We start from the raw sequence: 21,383 nt of genomic DNA, 5'->3' as shown, positions 1-21,383 counted from the left end.
ATTGACGTTTATGCTTGGCAAAAATAGAAGGCATCTTATCTATGAAGTATGAGAAAGCTCGACCCTAAGACCCGCGCGACGATCCTCCACCTACTCTGTGAGGGCCAGTCCATCCGGTCTGTGGCTCGGGTAACGGGTGCCAGCAAGAACACCATCACCAAGCTCCTGATCGATGCTGGCAAGGCCTGCATGGCCTACCACGATGAGCATGTTCGCAACGTGGAAGCCAAGAGGGTGCAGGTCGATGAAGTCTGGAGCTTCACCTACGCTAAGCAGAAGAACGTTGCGAAGGCCAAGGCCGCGCCTGCCGATGCCGGCGATACCTGGACCTGGACGGCCATTGACGCCGACTCAAAGCTGATCGTTTCCTACTTCGTCGGTGGGCGGGATGCCGAATGCGCCCTGTGGTTCATGGACGATCTGCGCTCCCGTCTGGCGAACCGCATGCAGCTTACCAGCGACGGGCATCTTGCCCATCTGGGCGCGGTTGAAGAGGCTTCTGGCGGGGATATCGACTACGCCGTACTGGTCAAGCTCTACGGGGCCGTGCCGGAGGCCGCAAAGGGCCGCTACAGCCCCGCGCAGTGCGTCGGCGCCCGCAAGGATCGCGTGGAAGGCAACCCCGACCTGAAGCACGTCAGCACGTCCTACGTGGAGCGTAACAACCTGACCATGCGGATGCACATGCGCCGGTTTACCCGCCTGACGAACGCTTTCTCAAAGAAGGTCGAGAACCACGCCTACGCCGTGGCGTTGCACATGATGTATTACAACTTCGTGCGGATGCATTCGAAGCTGCGCATGACCCCGGCTATGGCTGCTGGCGTGTCTGACCGACTCTGGGAGATCGGGGATATCGTGAAGCTGGTTGAGGTTGCGGAGCCTGCTCCGAAGAAACGCGGCCCATACAAAAGATCGACAAGCAAGTAAATAGCAGAAGGGGGCGGAACTCCGCCCCCTTCTGACTAGATTAGTACTGTAAAAATCATCTGCAAAATGGTCGCTATGTTCGCGGCAATTGCGACCCACATTATCCACTTCTTTTTCATCTGCCTTGTGCTCCGGGAAGCGTTACCGCTTTCGGCGCACAATTGCGAAATGCCCCTAACGGGTTGGAACGCCCCGCACCCTAGGGATGCTCGTTTCAACTCCCCGCGCTAGGAGCACCCGGCAGGGTGCCCAACGAATGTAGGGCCGATTGTCTAACAATTCAAACTGACCCACTACCCCTCATGCCCCCAAGTTGACGTCCGGGCGCGCCTGTGCTGAATAGCGCCCTCCATAAGGGCGGACAAACGTTATGGTTAATGACAGGCGGGTCTATCTTTTCGACACGACGTTGCGCGACGGCGCGCAGACCCAGGGTGTCGATTTCTCCGTGTCGGACAAGCAAGCCATCGCCCGTGCGCTGGACGGTCTGGGCCTCGACTATGTCGAAGGCGGCTGGCCCGGCGCCAACCCCACCGACGACGCCTTTTTCGCCGAGCCGCCGGGCTTCGAGAGCAGCCGTTTCGTCGCCTTCGGCATGACCCGCCGGGCGGGCCGCAGCGCTGAAAACGACCCCGGTCTCGCGAGCCTGCTGAATTCATCGGCAGATTCTATATGCATTTTCGGCAAGGCCTGGGACTTCCACGTCGATGTCGCCTTGGGGATCGAGCGTGCCGAGAACGTCGCCATGATCGGCGAGTCGGTGGCCCACGCGCTGACCCGCAAGGCCGAGGCGATGTTCGATGCCGAACACTTCTTCGACGGCTACAAGGCCAACCCGGCCTTCGCCATGGAATGCGTCGAGGCCGCCCACAAGGCCGGCGCCCGCTGGGTCGTGCTCTGCGATACCAACGGCGGCACCCTGCCGGACGAGATCGAGCGCATCGTCGGGGAGGTCTGCGAGAAGATCCCCGGCAGCCATATCGGCATCCACTGCCACAACGACACCGAGAACGCGGTGGCCAACACCCTGGCCGCACTGCGTGCCGGGGCACGGCAGGTGCAGGGCACCATCAACGGCCTTGGCGAACGCTGCGGCAACGCCAACCTGATCACGCTCATCGCTAACCTGATGCTGAAGAGCGACTACGACGTGGGTCTCGACGATCACGCCCTCGGCCAACTCACCCATGTCTCGCGCCTGCTGGACGACCGCCTGAACCGTCAGCCGGCGCGTCATGCCGCCTACGTCGGGGAGTCCGCTTTCGCCCACAAGGGCGGCACCCATGTCTCCGCCGTGGCGAAAGACCCGCGCACCTACGAGCACATCGATCCGGCGCAGGTCGGCAACCGCCGGCACATCGTGGTCTCAGACCAGGCCGGCCGCGCCAACATCCTGGCGCGCCTGGCCGAAATCGGCATCGAGCTGAACGCCGACGACCCCGGCGTCAACAAGCTGGTGGAGGTGGTGAAGGCGCGGGAGTTTGAGGGCTTCGCCTACGACGGCGCCGAGGCCTCCTTCGAGCTTTTGGCGCGGCGCGCCCGCGACGAAGTGCCGAACTACTTCTCCCTCGCGCGCTTTCGCATCATGGACGACCGGCGCTGGAACGCCCGCGGCGAACTGGTCACCGAGTCCGAGGCGACCGTCACCCTGGAGGTCGGCGGCACCGCGAAGATGGAGGTGGCCGACGGCAACGGCCCGGTGAACGCCCTCGACACCGCCCTGCGCAAGGCGCTGGTGCCGCTCTATCCGCAGCTCGAGGACATGCGCCTGGTGGACTTCAAGGTGCGCATCCTGACGCCCCAGGCCGGCACCCGCGCGGTCACGAGGGTAATGATCGAAAGCGCCGACTCCCAGGGGCGCCGCTGGAACACCATCGGCGTCTCCACCAACGTCATCGACGCCTCCTTCAACGCCCTGCACGACGGCATCACCTGGAAGCTGTTCAAGGATGACGCCGAGGTGCCGCAGGCCGCGCAGTAGCGTGGCCCGGAGGTCACGCGCGCGGGGCGGCAATGGCCGGGACTGATCGAACCGAGGCCGGCACCGGGGGCGAGGACAGCGGCGCCGCGCCGGTGATCGTCCTGGTGGCCCCGCAGCTCGGCGAGAACGTCGGCATGGTGGCGCGGGCTATGCTGAACTGCGGGCTGACCGAGTTGCGCCTGGTGCGCCCCCGCGACGGCTGGCCGAGCGAGAAGGCGGAAGCCGCGGCCTCCGGCGCGCTGGAAGTGATCCAAGGGGTGTGCCTGTTCGACAGCACCGAAGCGGCGGTTGCCGACCTGCAGCGGGTCTACGCGACCACCGCCCGGCCGCGGGGCATGGTGAAGCCGGTGGTGACCCCGGCCGAAGCGGCCAGAGAGCTGCGGGCCGCCGCGGCGGCGGGCGAAAGAACGGGCCTGCTGTTCGGGCCGGAGCGCTCAGGCCTCGTCAACGACGACATCGCCCTGGCCGACGCGGTGCTGACGGTGCCTCTCAATCCCGCTTTCTCCTCGCTCAATCTCGCGCAGGCGGTCCTCCTGGTCGGGCATGCCTGGTTCCTCGCCGCCGACGCGACCCCGCCGCGCAAGCTGGAGACCGGCGGGGCGCAGGCGGCTAGCAAGGCGGAGCTGGTGAACTTCTTTGAGCGCCTCGAAGCGGCCCTCGACGAGACCGGCTTCCTCTATCCGCCGGAGAAGCGCCCGACCATGGTGCGCAACCTGCGCAACCTCTTCCAGCGCATGGCCCCCACCGAAGCCGAGGTCAACACCCTGCACGGCATCGTCTCGGCGCTGCGCGGCAAGCGGGACGAGTCCTCGAACGAATAAGCCTTGGGCCCCCGGCCCTCTTGTCTCTAAACTGCCGCCGCCGGGTCCGGCGGTTCAAAACTCCAATTCAGAAGAGCGGGGAGGTTCGTTATGGCGAAGACGGCATTGGTGACGGGTGCGGGATCGGGCATCGGCCGGGCGACGGCCCTGGCCTTCGCCAAGGCGGGCTATAAGGTTGCCCTCTGTGGGCGCCGCGAAGAAGCGCTGAAGGAGACGGACAGCGCAGCCGGCGGCGGTATGCTGGCGCTGCCCTGCGACGTCACCGACCCGGAGGCGGTGGAGGCGATGTTCGCCAAGATCGAAAGCGACCTCGGCCGCCTCGACGTGATCTTCAACAACGCGGGCACCAACATCCCCGCCACCTCCTTCGGCGACCTCACCTGGTCGGGCTGGGACAAGGTGGTGGGCGTGAACCTGAACGGCGCCTTCCTCTGCGCGCTGGGCGCCTACAAGCTGATGCAGCGCCAGTCGCCCCAGGGCGGGCGCATCATCAACAACGGTTCAATCTCCGCCCATGTGCCGCGGCCAGGCTCGGCTCCCTATACATCGTCGAAGCATGCCATCACCGGGCTCACCCGCAGCATCTCCCTGGACGGCCGGCCCTTCGACATCGCCTGCGGGCAGATCGATATCGGCAACGCCGCCTCCCACATGACCGAGGCCATGTCCGCCGGGGTGCCCCAGGCCGACGGCAGCATGAAGCCGGAGCCCACCATGGACGTGACCCACGTCGCCGACGCGGTGGTGCAGATGGCCGCCCTGCCGCTGGACGTCAACGTGCAGTTCGTCACCATCATGGCCACCAAGATGCCCTTCATCGGGCGGGGTTAGTCGGGAACAGGGACTCGATCAATCACCTCAAGCGTCCCGCTGTCGTCGACAGTGACGAGGATGAACTCGCCGGAACGGGGAAAGATCCCGGTGAGGGCGGTGATGTTCACCTGATGGGTGACCAGCACCGCGGTTTCCTCTGCTGGCAGGCTGGCGAGCAACTGGCGCACCGCCTCGGTCTGGTCTTCGGCGGTGCTGCGGTCCCGGAAGAAGGAGTTGAGGGCCGGTTCTTCGATCACCGGACCCAAGTCAAGCAAACGCGCAGTTTCTTCGCAGCGGCACCACTGGCTGGTGAGCAGGTGATCGACGGTGACACCCGCAGCGCGGACCGCTGCACCGGCAGCCCGGGCCTGGGCGCGGCCGGCGTCGTTCAGGTTGCGCTGGGTCGTGCAGTCACCGAGGGCGAAGTTCGCCGGATCGCCCGTGCCCGGCGCCAGGGCGTGGCGCATCAGGGCATGGGTGCGCGGTTCGGCCAAGCGCTGCAGTGCCACGACGTCTTGCGCGGCGGTGCCCGAACTCCAAATTGACCCAACAACACTCAGCGCAATGGCAAGAAATGCGGCGCGCATGGCAACTTCCTTCCGGCTGTTCTTTGCAAACAGCTAGAAGTCCCGCTGCGCGGGGCAAGGGGTTCAGTCCTCTCGCGGCGGCGCGCGGCGCGTCCGCTTCAGGCTGCCGCGCTGGGCCTTGTCCTTCATGCGCTGTTCGCGGGCGGCCCGGGTCGGCTTCGTGGCTTTGCGTGGCCGCGGCGGCGTGGCCGCTTTCTGCAGCAGGGCGACGAGGCGCGCGCGGGCGTCCTCCCGGTTGCGTTCCTGGCTGCGGAAGCGGGCGGCGGTGATGACCAGCACCCCCTCCTTGGTGAGGCGCCGGCCGGCCAAGCGCTCGGCACGGCGGCGCACCGCCTCGGGCAGCGACGGAGACTGGCGCAGGTCGAAGCGCAGTTGCACCGCCGTCTCCACCTTGTTGACGTTCTGCCCGCCGGGGCCGGAGGCGCGCAGGAATGACTCCTCAATCTCCTCCGGGTCGATGGCGATGGTTGCGGTGATGCGGATCACGGCCGCGCCGGTTCCGTGCTGACGGTCTTGGCCCGGCGGGCGCCCGCCAGCGCGTGTCCGGCCAGAGTGGCCACCACGACCGCACCGCCCGCCAGCGCCCAGGGCCCGGGATCTTCACCGAGTGCCAGCCAGACCCAGAGTGGCCCCAGCACGGTTTCGAGGAGCATCAGCAGGCCGACCTCCGGGGCCGGCAGGTAGCGCGGGCCCACGGTGATGAGGGCAAAGGAAATCGGAACCACCAGCAGACCCATGGCCAGGATGTAGCCGAGCTGCAGGCCGCCGGCGGCGATGCCGCCGCCCTCCAGCCAGAATGCCAGCGGCAGGGCGATCACGGCGGTCATCGCCCCGGCCAAGGCCATGGCCGGGACCATGCTGACGGCCCGCTGACGGCGGGTGATGGTCAGGGAGATGCCGATGCAGACTGCACAGCCGAGGGCGGCCAGATCGCCGTAGAGGGAGCCGCTGCCCAGGTCCTCGAAGACCAGCAGGCCGATCCCCAATAGGGTAAAGACGATGGCCAGCCAGGTCCGGCCCGGCACGGCCTCGCCCAGGAAACTGCGGCTAAGGAGCGCGGCCACCAGGGGCGCCACGGCGACGATCACCAGCACGTCGGCCACAGCGGTATGGGCTAGGGCCAGGATGAAGAGGAGGGTGCTGCCGGTGAAGACCGTGGCCAGGAGAATTCCCCACTTTCCAATGGCGTAGATCTGGTCCAGGGCCCGGCTGCCGTAGAACAGCCGCAGGATGATCAGCACCCCCACCGCCTGGAGGACGCCGCGCCAGACCAGCAGGGAAAAGGGCTCCATCCCGATCAGCCGCACCAACAGGCTGTCCGGGGTCAGAACCAAGACGCCGAGGGTGGTGATCAGGAGGCCGCGCTGGTGGTCTGCGAGGCTTGAAAAATAAGACATTCCGGGTCCCTGGGGGGCGTTCGTCCCCTTATCACTCATGGTTTGACATTCCGGCGCCTCTGCCTATAGTCCGCGCTTCCTTCCGGGAAAGCGGGCGGGCTGAGGGCCCTGACCCCGTTCGGGACCACCTGACGGCCGTTGCGGCCGGTTCTGAAACTACCGGGACAACAGAGCCGATCCTCAATACAGGACGGCGCCAAGCAATGAAAGGAGCCGCGCGGCCATGTCCAAGCGCCTGGCATCGAAGTACAAGATCAACCGCCGCCTCGGGGTCAATCTCTGGGGCCGTCCCAAAAGCCCCGTCAACCGCCGCGAATACGGCCCCGGCGAACATGGCCAGCGCCGCCGCAAGCCGACCGACTTCGGTATTCAGCTTGCCGCCAAGCAGAAGCTCAAGGGCTATTACGGGAACATCGGGGAAAAACAGTTCCGCCGCTACTACCAAGAGGCTTCCCGGCGCCGCGGCGACACCGGCGAGAACCTGATCGACCTGCTGGAGCGCCGCCTCGATGCGGTGATCTACCGCTCCAAGTTCGTGCCCACGGTCTTTGCCGCGCGCCAGTTCGTGAACCACGGCCACATCACCGTGAACGGCACCCGCGTCAACATCCCCTCCTTCAATGTGAAGGACGGCGATGTGGTGCAGATCAAGGCCAGGAGCCGCGAGCTGCCGCTGGTGCTGCAGGGTATCGAGTCGGTGGAGCGCGACCTGCCTGACTACATCGAGGTCGACCACAACCAGATGAAGGCGACCTTCGTGCGCTCGCCGAAGCTGGCGGACGTGCCCTATCCGGTCTCCATGGAACCGAATCTGGTCATCGAATTCTATTCGCGCTGACCCCCGATCAGAGCGACCGCGGCCGAGGCCGCGGTCCGCAAAAGAGAGAGCCGCCCCGCACACCGCCGGGCGGCTCTTTGCTATTGTGGAGTAGTCCTGAAGAATGCGCTCAGGAGGACGGTCCAGATGGCAAAGCTGAAAGTCACCGCGGGATCGGTCGCCGTGCTGATCGAAACCCGCGACACGCCGACGGCGGCGGCAATTCTCGCGGCCCTGCCGATCCGCTCCACCGCCCGCACCTGGGGTGAGGAGGTCTATTTCAACATCCCCGTGAGTATGCCGCGGGAAGCCGAGGCCAAGGCGGTGCTGCAGCCCGGCGAAATCGCGTTCTGGAACGACGGTGACGCCATCGCCATCGGCTTCGGGCCGACGCCGGTCTCGCAAGGCGAGGAGATCCGTCTCGCCTCGCCGGGAAACGTCTGGGCCGATGCCCTCGACGATGTACGCGCCTTTGCCGCCGTGCGGGGCGGGGAGAACGTGACGGTCGAGCGCGCGGAAGACTAGCCCGCATTTCTCACCCTCTCCATGATCTGCGCGGCGCTGTGCTATCGACAGGATAGGAAGGCCGCGCGGCGCGATGTGGGGCATCGTGCAAGCGGCTTGACGCAGCCTGTCGATAGCACGGCGCCGCCCGCAGCGTCGTGTTCAGGCGCCCGTCCGCGGCGTCGCGGTCCTCAACCGTAGTCCCCGCTACGCTTTTCGGACCGCTCCTGGCGGCCCGGACGCCTGAACACGACGCAGACCGTGGAGAGGGTCAGAGATGCGGGCTAGATCGGCGGGTGCGGCTGGGGCGGTCCCGGGGGATGCACGGAGATGTAGAAACAGCCGCCCTGGGGCAGGCCGATGAGGATCTCCGGAGCGAAGGCGGCCCAGGCGCCGGCGGCCTTCAGCGCGCCGACGAAGCCGGGGCTGTCGGACTGGGCGAGCCAGAGCCGCCCGCCCAAAAGGCTGCGGATCGGCCGGCCGTCGGCGGCGGCCACGCTGAGCAGGTTGCGGTCCTCCGGCAGTGCCCCGGGAAAGACCGCCAGCACCAGGCCGCTGTCGGCGTCGTCGAGGGCGGCCCGGGGCAGGGCGATGGCCATGGCCGCCAGCCAGAGCGCAAGAAACAGCAGCAGGATCTTGAGCGCGATCCGGTGCGGGGCCGCGGCCATGGGCGCCGGCTAGCCGGCCTCGGCCAGGCGGGCCACGCCCTGCTCGCGGATTGGCCAATGGATCAGCGCCGCGAAGAGCCCGAGGGCCACGCTGATCCACCAGACCAGGTCGTAGGAGCCCGTCTCGTCGAACAGATAGCCGCCCATCCAGACCCCCAGGAAGGCGCCCACCTGATGGCTGAAGAAGACGATGCCGAACAGCATGGCCATGTGCTGGGTGCCGAAGAACTGCGCCACCAGGCCGGAGGTGAGCGGCACGGTGGAGAGCCAGAGCAGCCCGATGGCGACCGAAAAGGCGAGCACCGTCACCTCGCTGATAGGCAGCAGCACGAAGAGGGCGATAACCGCGGCGCGGGCGGTATAGAGGCTGGAGAGCAGATACTTCTTGCTGAAGCGCCCGCCCATGACGCCGGAGGTATAGGCGCCGACGATGTTGGCGCCGCCCACCAGGGCCAGCGCCCAGGCGGCAAGGCCGGCGTCCAGCCCCATGTCGGTGATGTAGGGCGGCAGGTGGGTCTGGATGAAGGCGACGTGGAAGCCGCAGACGAAAAAGCCGGCGGTCAGGTAGTTGTAGCTGGGGTGGCGGAAGGCCTCGGCCAGGGCCGCGCGCACCGTCTGGTGCGCCTGCCGCGTCACCGAGGGGCGCCCGGTGAGGGCCGCCGCGCAGGGCACCATGATGAGGGCGATGAAGCCGAAGAGGGTCAGCGCCATGGACCAGCCGTAGGCGGTGATGAAGCCCTGGCCCAGGGGCACCATGAAGAACTGCCCGGCGGAGCCGGCCGCGGTGCCGATGCCGAGCGCCCAGGAGCGCTTGTCCTCCGAGACCAGGCGGGTGAAGGCGGCCAGCACGATGGCGAAGGAGGCGCCGGCCACGCCGAGCCCCACCAGGATGCCGGCGGAGAGGGTCAGCAGCGCCGGCGTCGACGACTGCGCCATGATGAACAGGCCGGCGGCGTAGATCAGCGCGCCGATGGTGAGCACCCGCCCGGAGCCGTAGCGGTCGGCAAAGGCGCCGGCCACCGGCTGTGCCAGACCCCAGAGCAGGTTCTGCAGGGCGACGGCGACGGCGAAGATCTCCCGCCCCCATCCGTAGGTGCTGGACATGGGCTCGAGGAACAGCCCGAAACTGGAGCGCAGGCCGAAGGAAAGCAGGGCCAGCAGACAGCCTGCCGCGATGACGAAGCCGGTCATGCGCCAGAAGGGCCGCGGGTCCTGTTCGGGGTTGGAAAGGGACATTGGCGGGCAGCTCCCCGTTCGAAATGGCGGCGCCATGAGTCTAGGGACTGCGCCAGCCTGGGGCAAACCCGGGTGGCTGGTGGGTGCTATGCCTGCAAGGCATGGCTGACCAAGGGAAATGCGCGGTTTGTGGGCGCTGCATCCCCAGATTTTTGCGAGATCGTGCTTGAGGCTTGGAAGGCGCAGGCCGGTGACCCGTCTGCGCCCTCACGACCAAGTGAAGCGATCCAACCCAGCAAAGGCCTTCGTCGGGCTCTGCTGATCGGGCTAAGCTAACGGACTAGCCGAACCGGGACAGTTTCCGGCAAGAACAACACCCCGAGAGCAGAGGAGCAGCGTGATGATCCCATGGGCAAGGTCGGTTTTCATCATCCTGGCAATCCTGATGGCGGGCTCGCCGGCGGCCGCGCAGTTGGGCGACACCAAGCGCTCGATCACCCCGATCGCCGGCGATCTCTATCGCTTCCAGAACAACTTTCACTTTTCGGTCTTTCTGGTGACCGAGGAGGGGGTGATCGTCACCGATCCCATCAACGCCGAGGCCGCCCGCTGGCTGAAGGACCAGATCGCCGAGCGCTTCGGCAAGCCGATCCGCTATTTGGTCTACAGCCACGATCACCGCGATCACATCGCCGGCGGCGAGGTCTTCGCCGAGGCCGGCGCGGTCGTCGTCGCCCATGAGCGGGCCAAGGAGGTGATCATCGGCGAGCAGCGGCCGACGGCGGTGCCGGACCTGACCTTCAGCGACCGCATGACCCTCACCCTGGGCGGCAAGACGGTGGAACTGATCTATGTCGGGCCGGGTCACTCCGACAACTCCGTCGTCATGCTGTTCCCCGATGAGCAGGCGCTCTTCGCGGTCGACTTCATCACCGTGAAGCGGCTGCCGTTCCGCACCCTCTCCGATTCCTACTTCCCGCAGTGGATCGATGCGATCCGCCTGGTCGAGACCATCGACTTCGACATCCTGGTTCCCGGCCACGGGCCGGTGGGGGTCAAGGCCGATGCCGCCGACCACCGCGCCTATCTCGAAGCGCTCTACACGGAGGTGCTGGCGGCTCTGCGCGCCGGCAAGACGGTGGCGGAGATGAAGACCGCCATCACCCTCGACGCCTTCAAGGACCTGGGCCAGTACGAAGCCTGGCGCGAGGAGAATATCGAGGGCATGGCCGCCAACATCTCCCTGCACCGGCGCGGGAACTGACGGCTCTGATTGTCCGAGTCTGGGGCCTCATGCTTCGAGACGACCGCTGCGCGGTCTCCTCAGCATGAGGTCAACCAGTCAAACACGCTGCCTCGTCCTGAGGAAGCCCGAAGGGCTGTCTCGAAGGGCGAGCCAAGCGCCTTCGGAGATGTCCTTTACCAGCGTCCTAAGACGCGGCCGCCGCGAAGCCGGCGACGTCCAGGGTGTAGCTGCCGTCTTCGCCGATCTCGAAGTGGGCGGCGACCTCCTGCGGGGCTTGGCGCTGGAGGGAGCGGATGGCCTCGACATGCTCCGGCGCGGTCTGCATGCGCTCGATCCAGGGGGCGAAGTCGATGCGGATGCGAAAGCGCTGCACGTTCTGGACCGTGAAGCCGGCGGCCTGCAGGGCTGCCACCCACTCCTCGATGGCGTAGTCGCGCACGTGGGAGGGATCGCGCAACAGCTCGATGGTCTGCAGGTGGGTGTCCAGAAGTGCCGAACCCGGAGAGACGGCATCGGCGAAAACCGCCGTGGCGCCGTCCTTCAGCACGCGCCGGCACTCGCGCAGCGCGGCGCCGAGATCGCCCCAGTGATGGGCGCTGAAGCGGCTGGCCGCGCAGTCGGCGCTGGCGTCGTCGAAGGGCAGGGCCTGGATGTCGCAGACCTGGGTTTCGATATTCGCCAACCCACGCGCTTCGGCCGTTGCGGCGACGGCGGCCAGCATCTCCGCTGAAAGATCGCAGGCGATCACCCGTTCGGCCTGGGCTGCCAGGGCGTAGCTGACATGCCCGCCGCCGGCCCCCAAATCCAGGGCGAGGTCTGGCCGCGTTCCGGCGACCTGTTCGGCGATCCACTGCAGGTCCGGCCCCCGGCTGTGCACGGGGCTGCCGACGTAGGCGGCGGCCCGCGGCCCGAACTGGCGCTCCACCAGGCCGCTGAGGTTGCTCTGGCGAACCATGTCTGTCTGTTCCTTCCGGTCCTTGATGAAATGAGTTGAACTCTTTAAGAGACCCCAATCTCCACTGTAGGCTATAATTTCCCTCAGCTTAAATGAACAGTTGTGCAGAAACTTGAGTTTATCTCATGTATGAGCGCCCCAGCCTGAAGTCCCTGCGGGTGCTGCTGGAGGTCCACCGGGCCGGCGGCTATGCCGCCGCCGCCCGGCGCCTGGGCGTCACCCCCTCGGCGGTCTCTCATCTGGTGGCTGCCCTGGACCGGGAGCTGGGCGGGGACCTCTTCGAGGACCGCCGGCGCGCCCGGCTCGGCCCCCGGGGCCTGCGGCTGGTGGAGAGCCTGGAGCCGGCCTTTCAGGCCGTCGACCACGCCGTCGGCCAATATCGCGCCCAGCGCGCCAGCATCCGCGTTTCCACCCTCTCGTCCTTTGCCGTGCTGTGGCTGATCCCGCGCCTGGGGCGTCTGCGTGCCCGCCTGCCCAAGGTGGACATCCTGGTCTCCACCGACCTGCGGGCCGTGGACCTGCAGGCCGAGCCCTTCGACTGCGCCATCCGCTGGTCCGAGCGCGAGACGCCGCCGCCGGGCCTGGACGCGCTGCCGCTGTTCAAGGAACGCCTCGCTGTCGTCGCCAGCCCGCGCCTGCTCGACAGCGGCGCGGCGGTCGAGATCGCAAAGCTGCCGCGCCTCATGGCGCAAGCGCGCCTGCAGGACTGGTCTCACTTCCTCGGCGCCGAGGAACTGGCGGCACCCTCTGCAGCGGTCACGGTCTTCGAGACCCGCAGCCAGATGCTGGAAGCGGCGGTGGCGGGCCTCGGCGCCGCGGTCATCGACCTCCATCTCGCCCAACAGAGCCTCGCCGCCGGCCACCTCGTACAGGTTGGCGCGCGCGAGGTGGAGCAGGCCGTCGGCTACACCTTCCTCTGCCGCCGCACCGCCCTGGACGACCGCCCGATCCGCATCTTCCGCGCCTGGCTGGCGGAGGAGACGCAGACCCGGGCTGTGGATGTGGGGTCGGCGCGCCGTCCGGCCGATTAGCGGGCGTCCCCACTGCTGTGGCGCCGCCGCACCAGATCAGGCGGCTGCACCTTCTTCCGGCCAACAATTCTCTTTACGGTTGATAGAAAAAACTGTTCGATTATGCGCGTTTGCGTCTCGGGGTTGTATCAAGAAGCACAGGGAGAAACTTGATCATGCATTGCTTTCGCGCCCTCGCCATGGGGGCGGCTCTGGTTGCCTTGGGCAGTTGCTCTTCCATCGTTCAAGGAACCGACCAGAGCATTGTCGTGAATACGAACCCTCCGGAAGCAACCTGCAAGCTGGAGCGCGAGGGTCAGCAAATCGGCGCCGTGCTGGCCACGCCGGCGTCCGTGACAGTCAGCAAGACCAAGCACGACATCACGATCACCTGCGAGAAGGACGGGCACAATCCTGCCACCTTCGTCGCCGACAGCGGCTGGGAGAGTGGCTCGGGCGCGGCTGGGATCGCGCTCGATGTCGTCCTCACGCTTGGCATCAGCAGTGTCATCGATTCGGCAACCGGCGCGGACAACAGATATCAGAGCCCGATCAACATCACTTTGGTGCCGGCGAACGTCCAAGGATCGGTTGGCGTGGATGAGACAAGGCCTCTGTCCGATGGCGAATGGTTCGGCCAAGACGGGGACTGGCAGCTCTCCCTCACAGTGCAAGGCGACCAGGTGACTGGCGAGGCGAGCGGGGGAGATACCGAAGCGCTCGCGGTAAATGGCAGAGTGCTTCTGGACAACGTGGTGGATGCCCGCGTTAAGAGAAACAAGGATGCGGCCTGGGCCACGCTGAGCGGTTTCTTTCCGAGGGTTTTGCTAATACGCAACGGACAGATCGAGGCCACTTTCGAGCTCGAAGAGAAGGCTTCGGGCAGCGCCGAGGATGCGGCGCCGGCAAGTTGATTGGGGAGAGGGGATCCGCCGCTCTGCTTTCCGCAGCGATGCGCACTGGTGACCCTGGACGACGGCCACGATGGCAAAGGATGGCGACCGCTTCCCTGGGCTATCGCTCAAGGCAGGGTCATTCGAAGGGACGGCCGAAGTAGGTGAGCACCCACAAGGCCAGAAGGTAGACGCTGATCAGCGATTGAACGCCGGAGACGACGCGGACCCAGCCCTGGCCGCGCAGCGCATAGTCGCGGGGCTGAAGGCGCGCCAGCCATGAACCGACGTTCAGATCCCGCCAGCCCAGGTGAAAGGCCGAGAGCAGACTGAAGTAGAGCGCCAGCCCCAGAGCCGGGAGGCCGCGCGGGCTCAGCCGCTCCACGATCACGTCCTCGGCAGCGGCCGGCGCCGGGCCGCTTTGCGTGATGCGGCCGGCCGGCCAGATGCGGTAGATGCCGCTGCCGTCTGGTCCCGCCGGCGTGATCAGGAGCACCGGCAGATAGACCAGGGCGAAAACCAAAACGAGACCCAGGAGGATCAGGATCGGCCGCCCATAGGCGAGGCCATAGCCGCTCGTCCACTCGAAGAGCAGGAGACGGAACGCGCCTTCGACCGCCGCCCAGCGGTCCTGCCTCAGACGGCCGCAGGAGTTCTCCAGGTCGGGGTCCCAACGGGCCAGGGCATAGGCCGTCCGGTGCCGTTCGATGGCGAAGGTCGCCTCGCGCTCCAGCGCTCTGAGGCCGCCGTCCCTGAACAGGGCGCGCAGGCGTACCATGGCGCCCTCCTCGTCCTCACAGAACCAGACGCGCGAGACGCCGTTCAAAGCGACCAGCCATTCCGAGGCGGGCTGGCCTCTGGGTTCGAACTGCGCGCCCGCCAGCCGCGCGTTTTCGAGCTTCGCATCCGTCAGCACGGTCCGGAAAAGGATCGCGCCTTCCAGGTTCGCGCCCTGAAGGTTGGCGCCGGTGAGGTCGGCCCCGGTCAGGTTGGCGTCCCGGAAATCCACGTTGATGAGATCGGCGCCGCGAAACCGCGCCGCCACGAGGAAGGTTCGGTCAAGCTTCGCATAGGACAGCTTTGCACCCGTCAGGTCCGCGCCTTCCAGGACCGCCCCGCTGAGATCGGACCGCGTCAGCAACGCGCCGCGGAGGTTTGCGTAGGCGAGGTTGGCACCGCGCAGGTCCGCGCGCGCCAGATCCGCATTGCAGAGCCCGGATGCGCCGCCGATGAGCAGTTGATCACCGCGGTCCCTGGCCCCCAGGAGTTCGTCGTAGCGCTCGCTTACGCGTTCCGCGTGCTTCGCCAGGGCCGCCGGCAGGTCCTCGATGACCGCGCCCCTTTCGCGCGGACAGGTGTCAACGCCGTCTTGGCCGTAGCCGGGCGCCACCACCAGAAGCGTCGGCAGGGCAACCCATAGAACGAGTCTCAGGAACGGCATGGCCTCTGCCTTTCCGATAGGGCTCAGCCAACACTACCGCGTTCCGTCCGAGACTCTATACCCACTACCCCTAATGAACATCCGGCGGTTGCCGCCCTACACCGTGAAGGCAGTTGGGCAGCGTCCCGAAGAGGTGGCCCCTTGTTGTCGCTGTCCGGCGCTTCGGCTTACGCCGCCGGCTTCGCGTCGATGCCGTTGGTTTGGCGGAACTCGGAGAGTTCGCCAGTCTGGAACATCTCACGGACGATGCCGTGGTCGCCAGCCACCTGGTTCGCGTAGAGCCCAAAGCGGCGGGGCGGGCCGTAGGCTCGTCTTCCTCTGTCACTGTCCGCCCTGGACGACCTCATTGTCCGCATCTTCCGGAAATGGATTCCCGAGGAAACGCGTACTCAGGCGACGGCAGGCTAAACGACCCGTTACGATCAGGCCAGATTTCGCTTTGAAGACGCGAATTCAAGCGACTTCCAGCCACACGACATAACCTGACCAACATGAAGCCACAGCAACCGTATTGGTTGGTTATGGACGACGATAAACACACCAAGGATTGAAGACCATAACATGCCAGCAATTCAAGATATGCCGGCAGAAAGCAGCTAGTAATCCTTCAAATAATGGTGGTTCGCTGTGTAGTGGGAGAGCGCTATAGGTGTTCTAATGCGTTACTGATTCAAGAAAGTTTTGTGAATACCCAAGAGTTCTTGTTTGTGGCATAATCGTTAATCCCATAGTGATCAATTTGATGATGCAGGAGGAGGAGTGATGAGTGACCATCTCCGTTCTATGGGTCGTAGGACTATTCAAGATCCGCTTATCGCATTGATTGGAATTGTTACAATCATAGTTGTCGGAGGTCTCGGGCTTATTCTCATATCCATTTCCGCAAGCGAGCTCTCTGAGGCTCCTGGCACATTTGTACGGGTGCTGGGATCTTGTATCCTTTTAGCAACTGCGGTTCACCTAGCAGGAGGGCTTTTAGGTTTCTTATTTGGCATTCCCCGAAGCGTTCAATATCCTGAAGAGTCGGAAGTTCGTGATCGACAGAACGATTCTATTGAATCAGAACAAGCCATACGGTCGGTGAGAATCAAGGGTGGCGTAAACACGAATCTCGAGCAGATTTCAGATTGGCTGACGAAGATTCTGGTTGGTGTCGGCTTGACTCAAATCAGAGAGCTCATAGATCTGTTCGGTAATCTAAGTACATATGGGGCGTCATCTTTTCGAGATCTCGAAGGTAGTCAAACGATATCGGCGTCGATCATTGCTTTGTTTGGGATCACTGGTTTCCTGGCGGGCTACTTACTGACCCGTCTCTATCTCCAAGGCGCTCTCATTAGAGCCGATACCGTTGTATTCGGAGCCGACGAGGCTCATGGTATTGACGTGATTTATGACTTGCGGCTTGATGACCAGTTTCCGGGACAATCTATTGTTCCAGAGTCACTTTCACGCGAAGCACGGGCCGTTAGGAATCTGCCGTTTTCCACGCTGTCCACTGTTCCAGAACTCATTGCTTGGGCAAGGGCCCAGGTTCAAGCAGGAAATTTCAGCAAGGCAAGAGATGCGTATGACAAAGCCCTATCAGTTGATTCGGGCAACGTTGAACTAAGGCAAGAGTATGCGCGTATGTTGATAAAGGCAGGAGACCCAGATGCGGCAATAATTCAATTGACCATCGCGACCAGATCGGAATCAGCAAAGAAGCAAGATAACCTGGGGCGTTCTGTATCTTTGGAGTTAATGAATGCTTACCTTTACGATAGCTATCCGGGGGGATTTGAGAGGGCGATAGAAGCAGGTGAAGAACTAAGACGAGACCCAGAAATGGGATCCAATCCAACGTACTGGCTCATTAGGTGTGCTGCATTCGGTCAGAAGTACTCGTGGTATCGGGATAAGGGGAAGTCGGTCGATGAACTGAAACCGACGAGAGATGAGGCTTTTGAGGCTGTGAAGAAGACCCTTCAGCTTAGGCCATCATGGCGGAAACACCTCCAAATGCTCTGGGACCCAAATCATCCCCGCAAGGTTCCAGGGGAAGATGATTTGGAGGGATTCTTCGAGGATAAAGATGAGGAGTTCTCGCAACTATTGGGCAATGATATCAAGTAACACTAATGATTCAGACAAAGGAACGCTAGATTACTTTCTTGCTCACGTAATAACCGTTCACGTGAAGTGTTGATTGTAATTCAACTATGTTGACGCCAAGAGGTGGTCTCTAGGCTCCCATCCGTTTCTTGCGATATACGAGCATCTTTGTATATGACTCTTGGTGAATTTCGTGACGGGAGAAATGGTTTGCTGAACTGTTTTGTCTAGATCTTATTCGTGATGTCAGTGGTACGAAAAGTAGAGGCCGCGCCTGCAGGTAGCGAATGTTCAGTATCTCTCTGGCCAGAACTCGCTATTCGTTATGAAAAAAACGAAAGGGCCGCGTCCCGGAGGAGGCGGCCCTTTGTTTGCGCTATCCGGCGCGCCGGCTTACGCCGCGGGCTTTGCGTCGATGCCGTTGGTTTGGAGGAACTCGGAGAGTTCGCCGGTCTGGAACATCTCGCGGACGATGTCGCAGCCGCCGACGAACTCGCCCTTCACGTAGAGCTGGGGGATGGTCGGCCAGTTGCTGAAGTCCTTGATGCCCTGGCGGATGCCCGGGTCCTGCAGCACGTCGACACCTTTGAACTTCACATTGAGGTGCGAGAGGATCTGCACCACCGCGGCGGAGAAGCCGCACTGCGGGAACACCGGCGTGCCCTTCATGAACAGCACGATCTGGTTGTCGTCGATCTCCTGCTGGATCCTTGCGGCTACGGTTTCGTCCATAACCTTCACTCCTTTCTTTGCGGCGCCCCCGCTTCGGGGCGCCCGGTTCTCTGGGCGCTCACGCGCCGCTTCGTCTCGTTGCCGCGCCGACGGCTCAAGCCACGCTCAAGCCTCGGGCGGGGTCGAGGTCTGCAGCGCCAGCGCGTGGAGCTCGTTGCCCATGCGCCCCTGCAGGGCCTCATAGACCATCTGATGTTGCTGCACCCGGGTCTTGCCGCGGAAGGCCGCGGACACGATGTAGGCGGCGTAGTGGTCGCCGTCGCCGCGCAGGTCCTCGATGCGGACCTCCGCGTCCGGCATGGCCGTCTTGATCATGCCCTCGATTTCCGCCGGATTCATCGGCATGCTCGGTTTCCTTCCCCGGCCCGCTCACCCGGGCCTCTCGTTGATCTCTCCAGGGAAGAGGCCGCGCCTCAGCCCTGCCCCTCCATGTAGGCCCCCAGCCAGCCCTCGTGCGCCTGGCGCAGCTCCGCAAGGGATATGGCCTCCCCCGGCGCCAGGATCAAGCGATCCCCGCCGCTGGTGCCCAGAGCCCGCGCCGGCACCCCGGCCTCCTCGGCCGCTGTCAGCAGGGCCTCGGGCGCCCGGGTGGTCACAAGATAGCGTGCCTGGTCTTCCCCAAACAACCATGCGGCAAGAGGGGGATTGTCCGGCACGGCACCCGCGATATCGGCGCCGCAGCCCCCGGCCAGGGCCATTTCCGCCAGGCCCACCGCCAGGCCGCCGTCGGAAAGGTCGTGGCAGGCCGTGACGGCGCCGGCCCGGATCTGGGCCCTTACGAAGTCGCCGTTACGGCGCTCGGCCGCCAGATCCACCGGCGGGGGCGGGCCCTCGCCGCGGCCCTCGATATCGCGCAGATAGACCGAGGCGCCGAGATGCCCCCGGGTCTCGCCGATCAGGACGATGGTCTCGCCCGCGCCCGGCAGGCCGGTACCGACGGTCCGGTCCAGATCGTCGATCAGGCCGACGCCGCCGATCACCGGGGTGGGCAGGATCGCCTGGCCGTTGGTCTCGTTGTAGAGTGAGACGTTGCCGGAGACAACGGGGTAGTCCAGGGCATCGCAGGCGGCCTTCATGCCGGCGATGCAGCCGACGAACTGGCCCATGATCTCCGGGCGCTCCGGATTGCCGAAGTTCATGTTGTCGGTGACGGCGAGGGGCCGGGCGCCGCTGGCGGTGAGGTTGCGCCAGCTCTCCGCCACCGCCTGGGCGCCGCCGCGCTCCGGGTCGGCCTCGCAGTAGCGCGGCGTGCAGTCGCTGGCCATGGCAAGACCCCGGTTGGAGCCGTGGATGCGCACCACCGCGGCATCGCCGCCGGGCCGGGCCACGGTGTCGGCCATGACCATGTGGTCGTACTGCTCCCAGACCCAGCGCTTGGAGCAGAGGTCTGGGGTGGCCATGAGCCGCTTCAGTGCCTCGGCGGCACCGAGCGCGGGCGTGAAGTTCGGATCGACGTCGGCACGCGGCGGGGTCGGCTGCCAAGGCCGGTCGTATTCGGGGGAGGCCTCGGCCAGGGGGTCGATGGGCAGTTCGCCGACGACGGCGCCGTGCATCTTCAGCACCATGCGGCCGGTATCGGTGAGCCGGCCGATGACCGCGAAGTCGAGGTCCCACTTCTCGAAGATGCCGCGGGCCAGGTCCTCCTTGCCGGGCTGGAGCACCATCAGCATGCGCTCCTGGCTCTCGGAGAGCATCATCTCGTAGGGCGTCATGCCGTCCTCGCGGCAGGGCACCTTGTCGAGGTCCAGTTCGACGCCGGAGCCGCCCTTGGAGGCCATCTCGAACGACGATGAGGTGAGGCCGGCGGCGCCCATGTCCTGGATGGCGACGATGGCATCGGTGGCCATCAACTCCAGGCAGGCCTCGATCAGCAGTTTCTCGGTGAAGGGATCGCCCACCTGCACCGTGGGGCGCTTCTCCTCCGAGTCCTCGGCGAACTCCGCCGAGGCCATGGTGGCGCCGTGAATGCCGTCGCGCCCGGTCTTGGAGCCGACGTAGACGACTGGTTTGCCGACGCCGGCGGCGGCGGAATAGAAGATGCGGTCGGCCGGGGCGATGCCCACGGTCATGGCGTTGACCAGGATGTTGCCGTTGTAGCGGGCGTCGAAGTTCACCTCGCCGCCGACGGTGGGCACGCCCACGCAGTTGCCGTAGCCGCCGATGCCGGCCACCACGCCGGCCAGCAGGTGGCGGGTCTTGGGATGGTCGGGCGCGCCGAAGCGCAGGGCGTTGAGGTTGGCGACCGGCCGCGCACCCATGGTGAAGACATCGCGCAGAATGCCGCCCACGCCGGTGGCCGCGCCCTGATAGGGCTCGATGAAGGAGGGGTGGTTGTGGCTTTCCATCTTGAAGATGGCGGCCAGGCCCTCGCCGATGTCGACCACACCGGCGTTCTCGCCCGGCCCCTTGATCACCTGAGGGCCCTTCGTGGGCAGGGTTTTCAGCCATTTCTTGGAGGACTTGTAGGAGCAGTGCTCCGACCACATCACCGAGAAGATGCCGAGCTCCAGCAGGTTCGGCTCGCGGCCCATGATATCGAGGATCAGGTCGTACTCGGCATCGGAGAGGCCGTGCTCGCGGACGACGTCCGGCGTCACCGGGCGCTCGTTGGCCATGGCCGCGGTCATGCCAGCGCCTCCACCAGGCCGTCGAAGACGCCGCGCCCGTCGCTGCCGCCCAGCTTCGGGTCGGCCAGGCGCTCGGGATGGGGCATCAGGCCGAGCACGGTCTTGGTCTCGTTGTAGACCCCGGCGATGTTGCGCTGGGAGCCGTTGGGGTTGGCCTCGGCCGTGACCGCGCCCTCGGCATCGCAATAGCGAAAGGCGATCTGGCCGCGGTCTTCCAGACGCTGCAGTCCGGCCTCGTCGGTGAAGTAGTTGCCGTCGTGGTGGGCGACGGGGATGCGGATCGGCTGGCCCTGCTCGTACTTGTGGGTAAAGAGGCTCTGGCTGCTCTCCACCCGCACGGTGACGTCACGGCAGACGAACTTCAGATCGGCGTTGCGCATGAGCACGCCGGGCAGCAGCCCCGCTTCGGTGAGCATCTGAAAGCCGTTGCAGATCCCCAGCACCGCCACCCCCTTGTCGGCGCGGGCCACGACCTCCTTCATCACCGGGGAGTTGGCGGCCATGGCGCCGCAGCGCAGATAGTCGCCGTAGGAGAAACCGCCGGGCAGGACGATGAGGTCCACCGGGTCGAAGTCGGTTTCCTTGTGCCAGACCATCAGCGGCTCTCGCCCCATGGACTGCCTGAGCGCGACCTGCACGTCGCGGTCGCAGTTGGACCCGGGAAAGACGATGACCGCGGCCTTCATGGGCA

General features: G+C 65.2%; 22 protein-coding genes. 10 read left to right on the top strand and 12 right to left on the bottom strand.

The window, feature by feature from the left end; all coding sequences use genetic code 11:
* The first annotated feature begins 48 nt into the window (after nucleotides 1–48).
* From Q0996_RS14280 to Q0996_RS14265, 4 genes are all read left to right on the top strand, one after another.
* Nucleotides 49–930, top strand: a complete 882-nt coding sequence (locus Q0996_RS14280; RefSeq protein ID WP_299620868.1) for an IS1 family transposase — start codon at nucleotides 49–51, stop codon at nucleotides 928–930.
* Nucleotides 931–1,300: 370 nt separating this feature from the next.
* Entirely contained in the window at nucleotides 1,301–2,911 is a 1,611-nt protein-coding gene (cimA, locus tag Q0996_RS14275; protein ID WP_299620865.1) for a citramalate synthase, read from the top strand.
* 32 nt (nucleotides 2,912–2,943) lie between these two features.
* Entirely contained in the window at nucleotides 2,944–3,732 is a 789-nt protein-coding gene (locus Q0996_RS14270; RefSeq protein ID WP_299620863.1) for an RNA methyltransferase, read from the top strand.
* 90 nt (nucleotides 3,733–3,822) lie between these two features.
* Nucleotides 3,823–4,563 (top strand): SDR family oxidoreductase, encoded by a 741-nt coding sequence (locus tag Q0996_RS14265; RefSeq protein ID WP_299620860.1) that lies wholly within the window; start codon nucleotides 3,823–3,825, stop codon nucleotides 4,561–4,563.
* On the opposite strand, the gene Q0996_RS14260 is transcribed toward Q0996_RS14265, so the two are convergent.
* The 3 genes from Q0996_RS14260 to Q0996_RS14250 form a co-directional block, all read right to left on the bottom strand.
* Nucleotides 4,560–5,132, bottom strand: a complete 573-nt coding sequence (locus Q0996_RS14260) for a histidine phosphatase family protein (protein ID WP_299620857.1) — start codon at nucleotides 5,130–5,132, stop codon at nucleotides 4,560–4,562. The genes Q0996_RS14265 and Q0996_RS14260 overlap by 4 nt on opposite strands.
* Nucleotides 5,133–5,195: 63 nt before the next feature.
* Nucleotides 5,196–5,618 carry an alternative ribosome rescue aminoacyl-tRNA hydrolase ArfB gene (gene arfB, locus Q0996_RS14255; protein ID WP_299620854.1) on the bottom strand — a complete coding sequence of 141 codons (423 nt, stop codon included), beginning with the start codon at nucleotides 5,616–5,618 and terminating at the stop codon, nucleotides 5,196–5,198.
* Complete coding sequence (locus tag Q0996_RS14250) at nucleotides 5,615–6,529, bottom strand: DMT family transporter (RefSeq protein ID WP_299620851.1); 915 nt, start codon at nucleotides 6,527–6,529, stop codon at nucleotides 5,615–5,617. The genes arfB and Q0996_RS14250 overlap by 4 nt, the downstream gene beginning before the upstream one ends.
* Before the next feature lie 223 nt (nucleotides 6,530–6,752).
* Here Q0996_RS14250 and rpsD point away from each other — a divergent pair, with 223 nt between their 5' ends.
* Both rpsD and Q0996_RS14240 read left to right on the top strand, forming a co-directional pair.
* Nucleotides 6,753–7,367 (top strand): 30S ribosomal protein S4, encoded by a 615-nt coding sequence (rpsD, locus tag Q0996_RS14245; protein WP_299620847.1) that lies wholly within the window; start codon nucleotides 6,753–6,755, stop codon nucleotides 7,365–7,367.
* Nucleotides 7,368–7,493: 126 nt separating this feature from the next.
* A complete protein-coding gene (locus Q0996_RS14240) occupies nucleotides 7,494–7,871 on the top strand; it encodes a cyclophilin-like fold protein (protein WP_299620843.1) in 378 nt (125 codons plus the stop codon).
* Between the two features lie 263 nt (nucleotides 7,872–8,134).
* On the opposite strand, the gene Q0996_RS14235 is transcribed toward Q0996_RS14240, so the two are convergent.
* Together Q0996_RS14235 and Q0996_RS14230 are read right to left on the bottom strand one after the other, a co-directional pair.
* Nucleotides 8,135–8,518, bottom strand: coding sequence for a hypothetical protein (locus tag Q0996_RS14235; RefSeq protein WP_299620840.1), 384 nt, complete (start codon nucleotides 8,516–8,518; stop codon nucleotides 8,135–8,137).
* Nucleotides 8,519–8,527: 9 nt separating this feature from the next.
* Nucleotides 8,528–9,754 carry an MFS transporter gene (locus Q0996_RS14230; protein WP_299620837.1) on the bottom strand — a complete coding sequence of 409 codons (1,227 nt, stop codon included), beginning with the start codon at nucleotides 9,752–9,754 and terminating at the stop codon, nucleotides 8,528–8,530.
* A 340-nt stretch (nucleotides 9,755–10,094) separates the two neighbouring features.
* On the opposite strand from Q0996_RS14230, the gene Q0996_RS14225 reads away from it, so the two are divergent.
* Nucleotides 10,095–10,958 (top strand): MBL fold metallo-hydrolase, encoded by an 864-nt coding sequence (locus Q0996_RS14225; protein ID WP_299620834.1) that lies wholly within the window; start codon nucleotides 10,095–10,097, stop codon nucleotides 10,956–10,958.
* Nucleotides 10,959–11,124: 166 nt separating this feature from the next.
* Here Q0996_RS14225 and Q0996_RS14220 read toward each other — a convergent pair whose 3' ends face one another.
* Nucleotides 11,125–11,895 (bottom strand): class I SAM-dependent methyltransferase, encoded by a 771-nt coding sequence (locus tag Q0996_RS14220; RefSeq protein ID WP_299620831.1) that lies wholly within the window; start codon nucleotides 11,893–11,895, stop codon nucleotides 11,125–11,127.
* Between the two features lie 125 nt (nucleotides 11,896–12,020).
* On the opposite strand from Q0996_RS14220, the gene Q0996_RS14215 reads away from it, so the two are divergent.
* Nucleotides 12,021–12,926: a LysR family transcriptional regulator gene (locus tag Q0996_RS14215; protein ID WP_299620829.1), complete on the top strand. Its 906-nt coding sequence runs from the start codon at nucleotides 12,021–12,023 to the stop codon at nucleotides 12,924–12,926.
* A 155-nt stretch (nucleotides 12,927–13,081) separates the two neighbouring features.
* Nucleotides 13,082–13,819 (top strand): hypothetical protein, encoded by a 738-nt coding sequence (locus tag Q0996_RS14210; RefSeq protein ID WP_299620827.1) that lies wholly within the window; start codon nucleotides 13,082–13,084, stop codon nucleotides 13,817–13,819.
* A gap of 118 nt (nucleotides 13,820–13,937) precedes the next feature.
* Here the strand turns inward: Q0996_RS14210 and Q0996_RS14205 are convergent, their stop codons facing one another.
* Both Q0996_RS14205 and Q0996_RS14200 read right to left on the bottom strand, forming a co-directional pair.
* Nucleotides 13,938–15,239, bottom strand: a complete 1,302-nt coding sequence (locus Q0996_RS14205; protein WP_299620825.1) for a pentapeptide repeat-containing protein — start codon at nucleotides 15,237–15,239, stop codon at nucleotides 13,938–13,940.
* 167 nt (nucleotides 15,240–15,406) lie between these two features.
* A complete protein-coding gene (locus tag Q0996_RS14200; protein ID WP_299620821.1) occupies nucleotides 15,407–15,586 on the bottom strand; it encodes a hypothetical protein in 180 nt (59 codons plus the stop codon).
* A 415-nt stretch (nucleotides 15,587–16,001) separates the two neighbouring features.
* Between Q0996_RS14200 and Q0996_RS14195 the strand changes: the two genes are divergently transcribed.
* Nucleotides 16,002–17,354 carry a tetratricopeptide repeat protein gene (locus tag Q0996_RS14195; RefSeq protein WP_299620818.1) on the top strand — a complete coding sequence of 451 codons (1,353 nt, stop codon included), beginning with the start codon at nucleotides 16,002–16,004 and terminating at the stop codon, nucleotides 17,352–17,354.
* 372 nt (nucleotides 17,355–17,726) lie between these two features.
* Here Q0996_RS14195 and grxD read toward each other — a convergent pair whose 3' ends face one another.
* From grxD to purQ, 4 genes are all read right to left on the bottom strand, one after another.
* On the bottom strand, nucleotides 17,727–18,065 hold the full coding sequence (grxD, locus tag Q0996_RS14190; protein ID WP_299620815.1) for a Grx4 family monothiol glutaredoxin: 339 nt from the start codon (nucleotides 18,063–18,065) through the stop codon (nucleotides 17,727–17,729).
* A 105-nt stretch (nucleotides 18,066–18,170) separates the two neighbouring features.
* On the bottom strand, nucleotides 18,171–18,410 hold the full coding sequence (locus Q0996_RS14185; RefSeq protein WP_299620812.1) for a BolA family protein: 240 nt from the start codon (nucleotides 18,408–18,410) through the stop codon (nucleotides 18,171–18,173).
* A 68-nt stretch (nucleotides 18,411–18,478) separates the two neighbouring features.
* Nucleotides 18,479–20,692 carry a phosphoribosylformylglycinamidine synthase subunit PurL gene (gene purL / locus Q0996_RS14180; protein ID WP_299620809.1) on the bottom strand — a complete coding sequence of 738 codons (2,214 nt, stop codon included), beginning with the start codon at nucleotides 20,690–20,692 and terminating at the stop codon, nucleotides 18,479–18,481.
* A complete protein-coding gene (gene purQ, locus Q0996_RS14175; protein WP_299620806.1) occupies nucleotides 20,689–21,378 on the bottom strand; it encodes a phosphoribosylformylglycinamidine synthase subunit PurQ in 690 nt (229 codons plus the stop codon). Before purQ ends, purL begins: the two co-directional genes overlap by 4 nt.
* Between the last annotated feature and the right edge of the window lie 5 nt (nucleotides 21,379–21,383).

Origin of the sequence: Pelagibius sp. (assembly GCF_028289705.1) — a bacterium.
In the GTDB taxonomy this organism is placed as follows: domain Bacteria; phylum Pseudomonadota; class Alphaproteobacteria; order Kiloniellales; family Kiloniellaceae; genus Pelagibius.
This window is presented reverse-complemented; position numbering and strand designations above follow the sequence as displayed.

What these genes read in the sequence shown, in the direction of transcription:
- Q0996_RS14280 (WP_299620868.1), top strand. Translation starts at nt 49, where the DNA reads ATGAGAAAGCTCGACCCTAAGACCCGCGCGACGATCCTCCACCTACTC.
- cimA (WP_299620865.1), top strand. Translation starts at nt 1,301, where the DNA reads ATGGTTAATGACAGGCGGGTCTATCTTTTCGACACGACGTTGCGCGAC.
- Q0996_RS14270 (WP_299620863.1), top strand. Translation starts at nt 2,944, where the DNA reads ATGGCCGGGACTGATCGAACCGAGGCCGGCACCGGGGGCGAGGACAGC.
- Q0996_RS14265 (WP_299620860.1), top strand. Translation starts at nt 3,823, where the DNA reads ATGGCGAAGACGGCATTGGTGACGGGTGCGGGATCGGGCATCGGCCGG.
- Q0996_RS14260 (WP_299620857.1), bottom strand. Translation starts at nt 5,132, where the DNA reads ATGCGCGCCGCATTTCTTGCCATTGCGCTGAGTGTTGTTGGGTCAATT.
- Q0996_RS14250 (WP_299620851.1), bottom strand. Translation starts at nt 6,529, where the DNA reads ATGTCTTATTTTTCAAGCCTCGCAGACCACCAGCGCGGCCTCCTGATC.
- rpsD (WP_299620847.1), top strand. Translation starts at nt 6,753, where the DNA reads ATGTCCAAGCGCCTGGCATCGAAGTACAAGATCAACCGCCGCCTCGGG.
- Q0996_RS14240 (WP_299620843.1), top strand. Translation starts at nt 7,494, where the DNA reads ATGGCAAAGCTGAAAGTCACCGCGGGATCGGTCGCCGTGCTGATCGAA.
- Q0996_RS14235 (WP_299620840.1), bottom strand. Translation starts at nt 8,518, where the DNA reads ATGGCCGCGGCCCCGCACCGGATCGCGCTCAAGATCCTGCTGCTGTTT.
- Q0996_RS14230 (WP_299620837.1), bottom strand. Translation starts at nt 9,754, where the DNA reads ATGTCCCTTTCCAACCCCGAACAGGACCCGCGGCCCTTCTGGCGCATG.
- Q0996_RS14225 (WP_299620834.1), top strand. Translation starts at nt 10,095, where the DNA reads ATGATCCCATGGGCAAGGTCGGTTTTCATCATCCTGGCAATCCTGATG.
- Q0996_RS14220 (WP_299620831.1), bottom strand. Translation starts at nt 11,895, where the DNA reads ATGGTTCGCCAGAGCAACCTCAGCGGCCTGGTGGAGCGCCAGTTCGGG.
- Q0996_RS14215 (WP_299620829.1), top strand. Translation starts at nt 12,021, where the DNA reads ATGTATGAGCGCCCCAGCCTGAAGTCCCTGCGGGTGCTGCTGGAGGTC.
- Q0996_RS14210 (WP_299620827.1), top strand. Translation starts at nt 13,082, where the DNA reads ATGCATTGCTTTCGCGCCCTCGCCATGGGGGCGGCTCTGGTTGCCTTG.
- Q0996_RS14205 (WP_299620825.1), bottom strand. Translation starts at nt 15,239, where the DNA reads ATGCCGTTCCTGAGACTCGTTCTATGGGTTGCCCTGCCGACGCTTCTG.
- Q0996_RS14200 (WP_299620821.1), bottom strand. Translation starts at nt 15,586, where the DNA reads ATGAGGTCGTCCAGGGCGGACAGTGACAGAGGAAGACGAGCCTACGGC.
- Q0996_RS14195 (WP_299620818.1), top strand. Translation starts at nt 16,002, where the DNA reads ATGAGTGACCATCTCCGTTCTATGGGTCGTAGGACTATTCAAGATCCG.
- grxD (WP_299620815.1), bottom strand. Translation starts at nt 18,065, where the DNA reads ATGGACGAAACCGTAGCCGCAAGGATCCAGCAGGAGATCGACGACAAC.
- Q0996_RS14185 (WP_299620812.1), bottom strand. Translation starts at nt 18,410, where the DNA reads ATGCCGATGAATCCGGCGGAAATCGAGGGCATGATCAAGACGGCCATG.
- purL (WP_299620809.1), bottom strand. Translation starts at nt 20,692, where the DNA reads ATGACCGCGGCCATGGCCAACGAGCGCCCGGTGACGCCGGACGTCGTC.
- purQ (WP_299620806.1), bottom strand. Translation starts at nt 21,378, where the DNA reads ATGAAGGCCGCGGTCATCGTCTTTCCCGGGTCCAACTGCGACCGCGAC.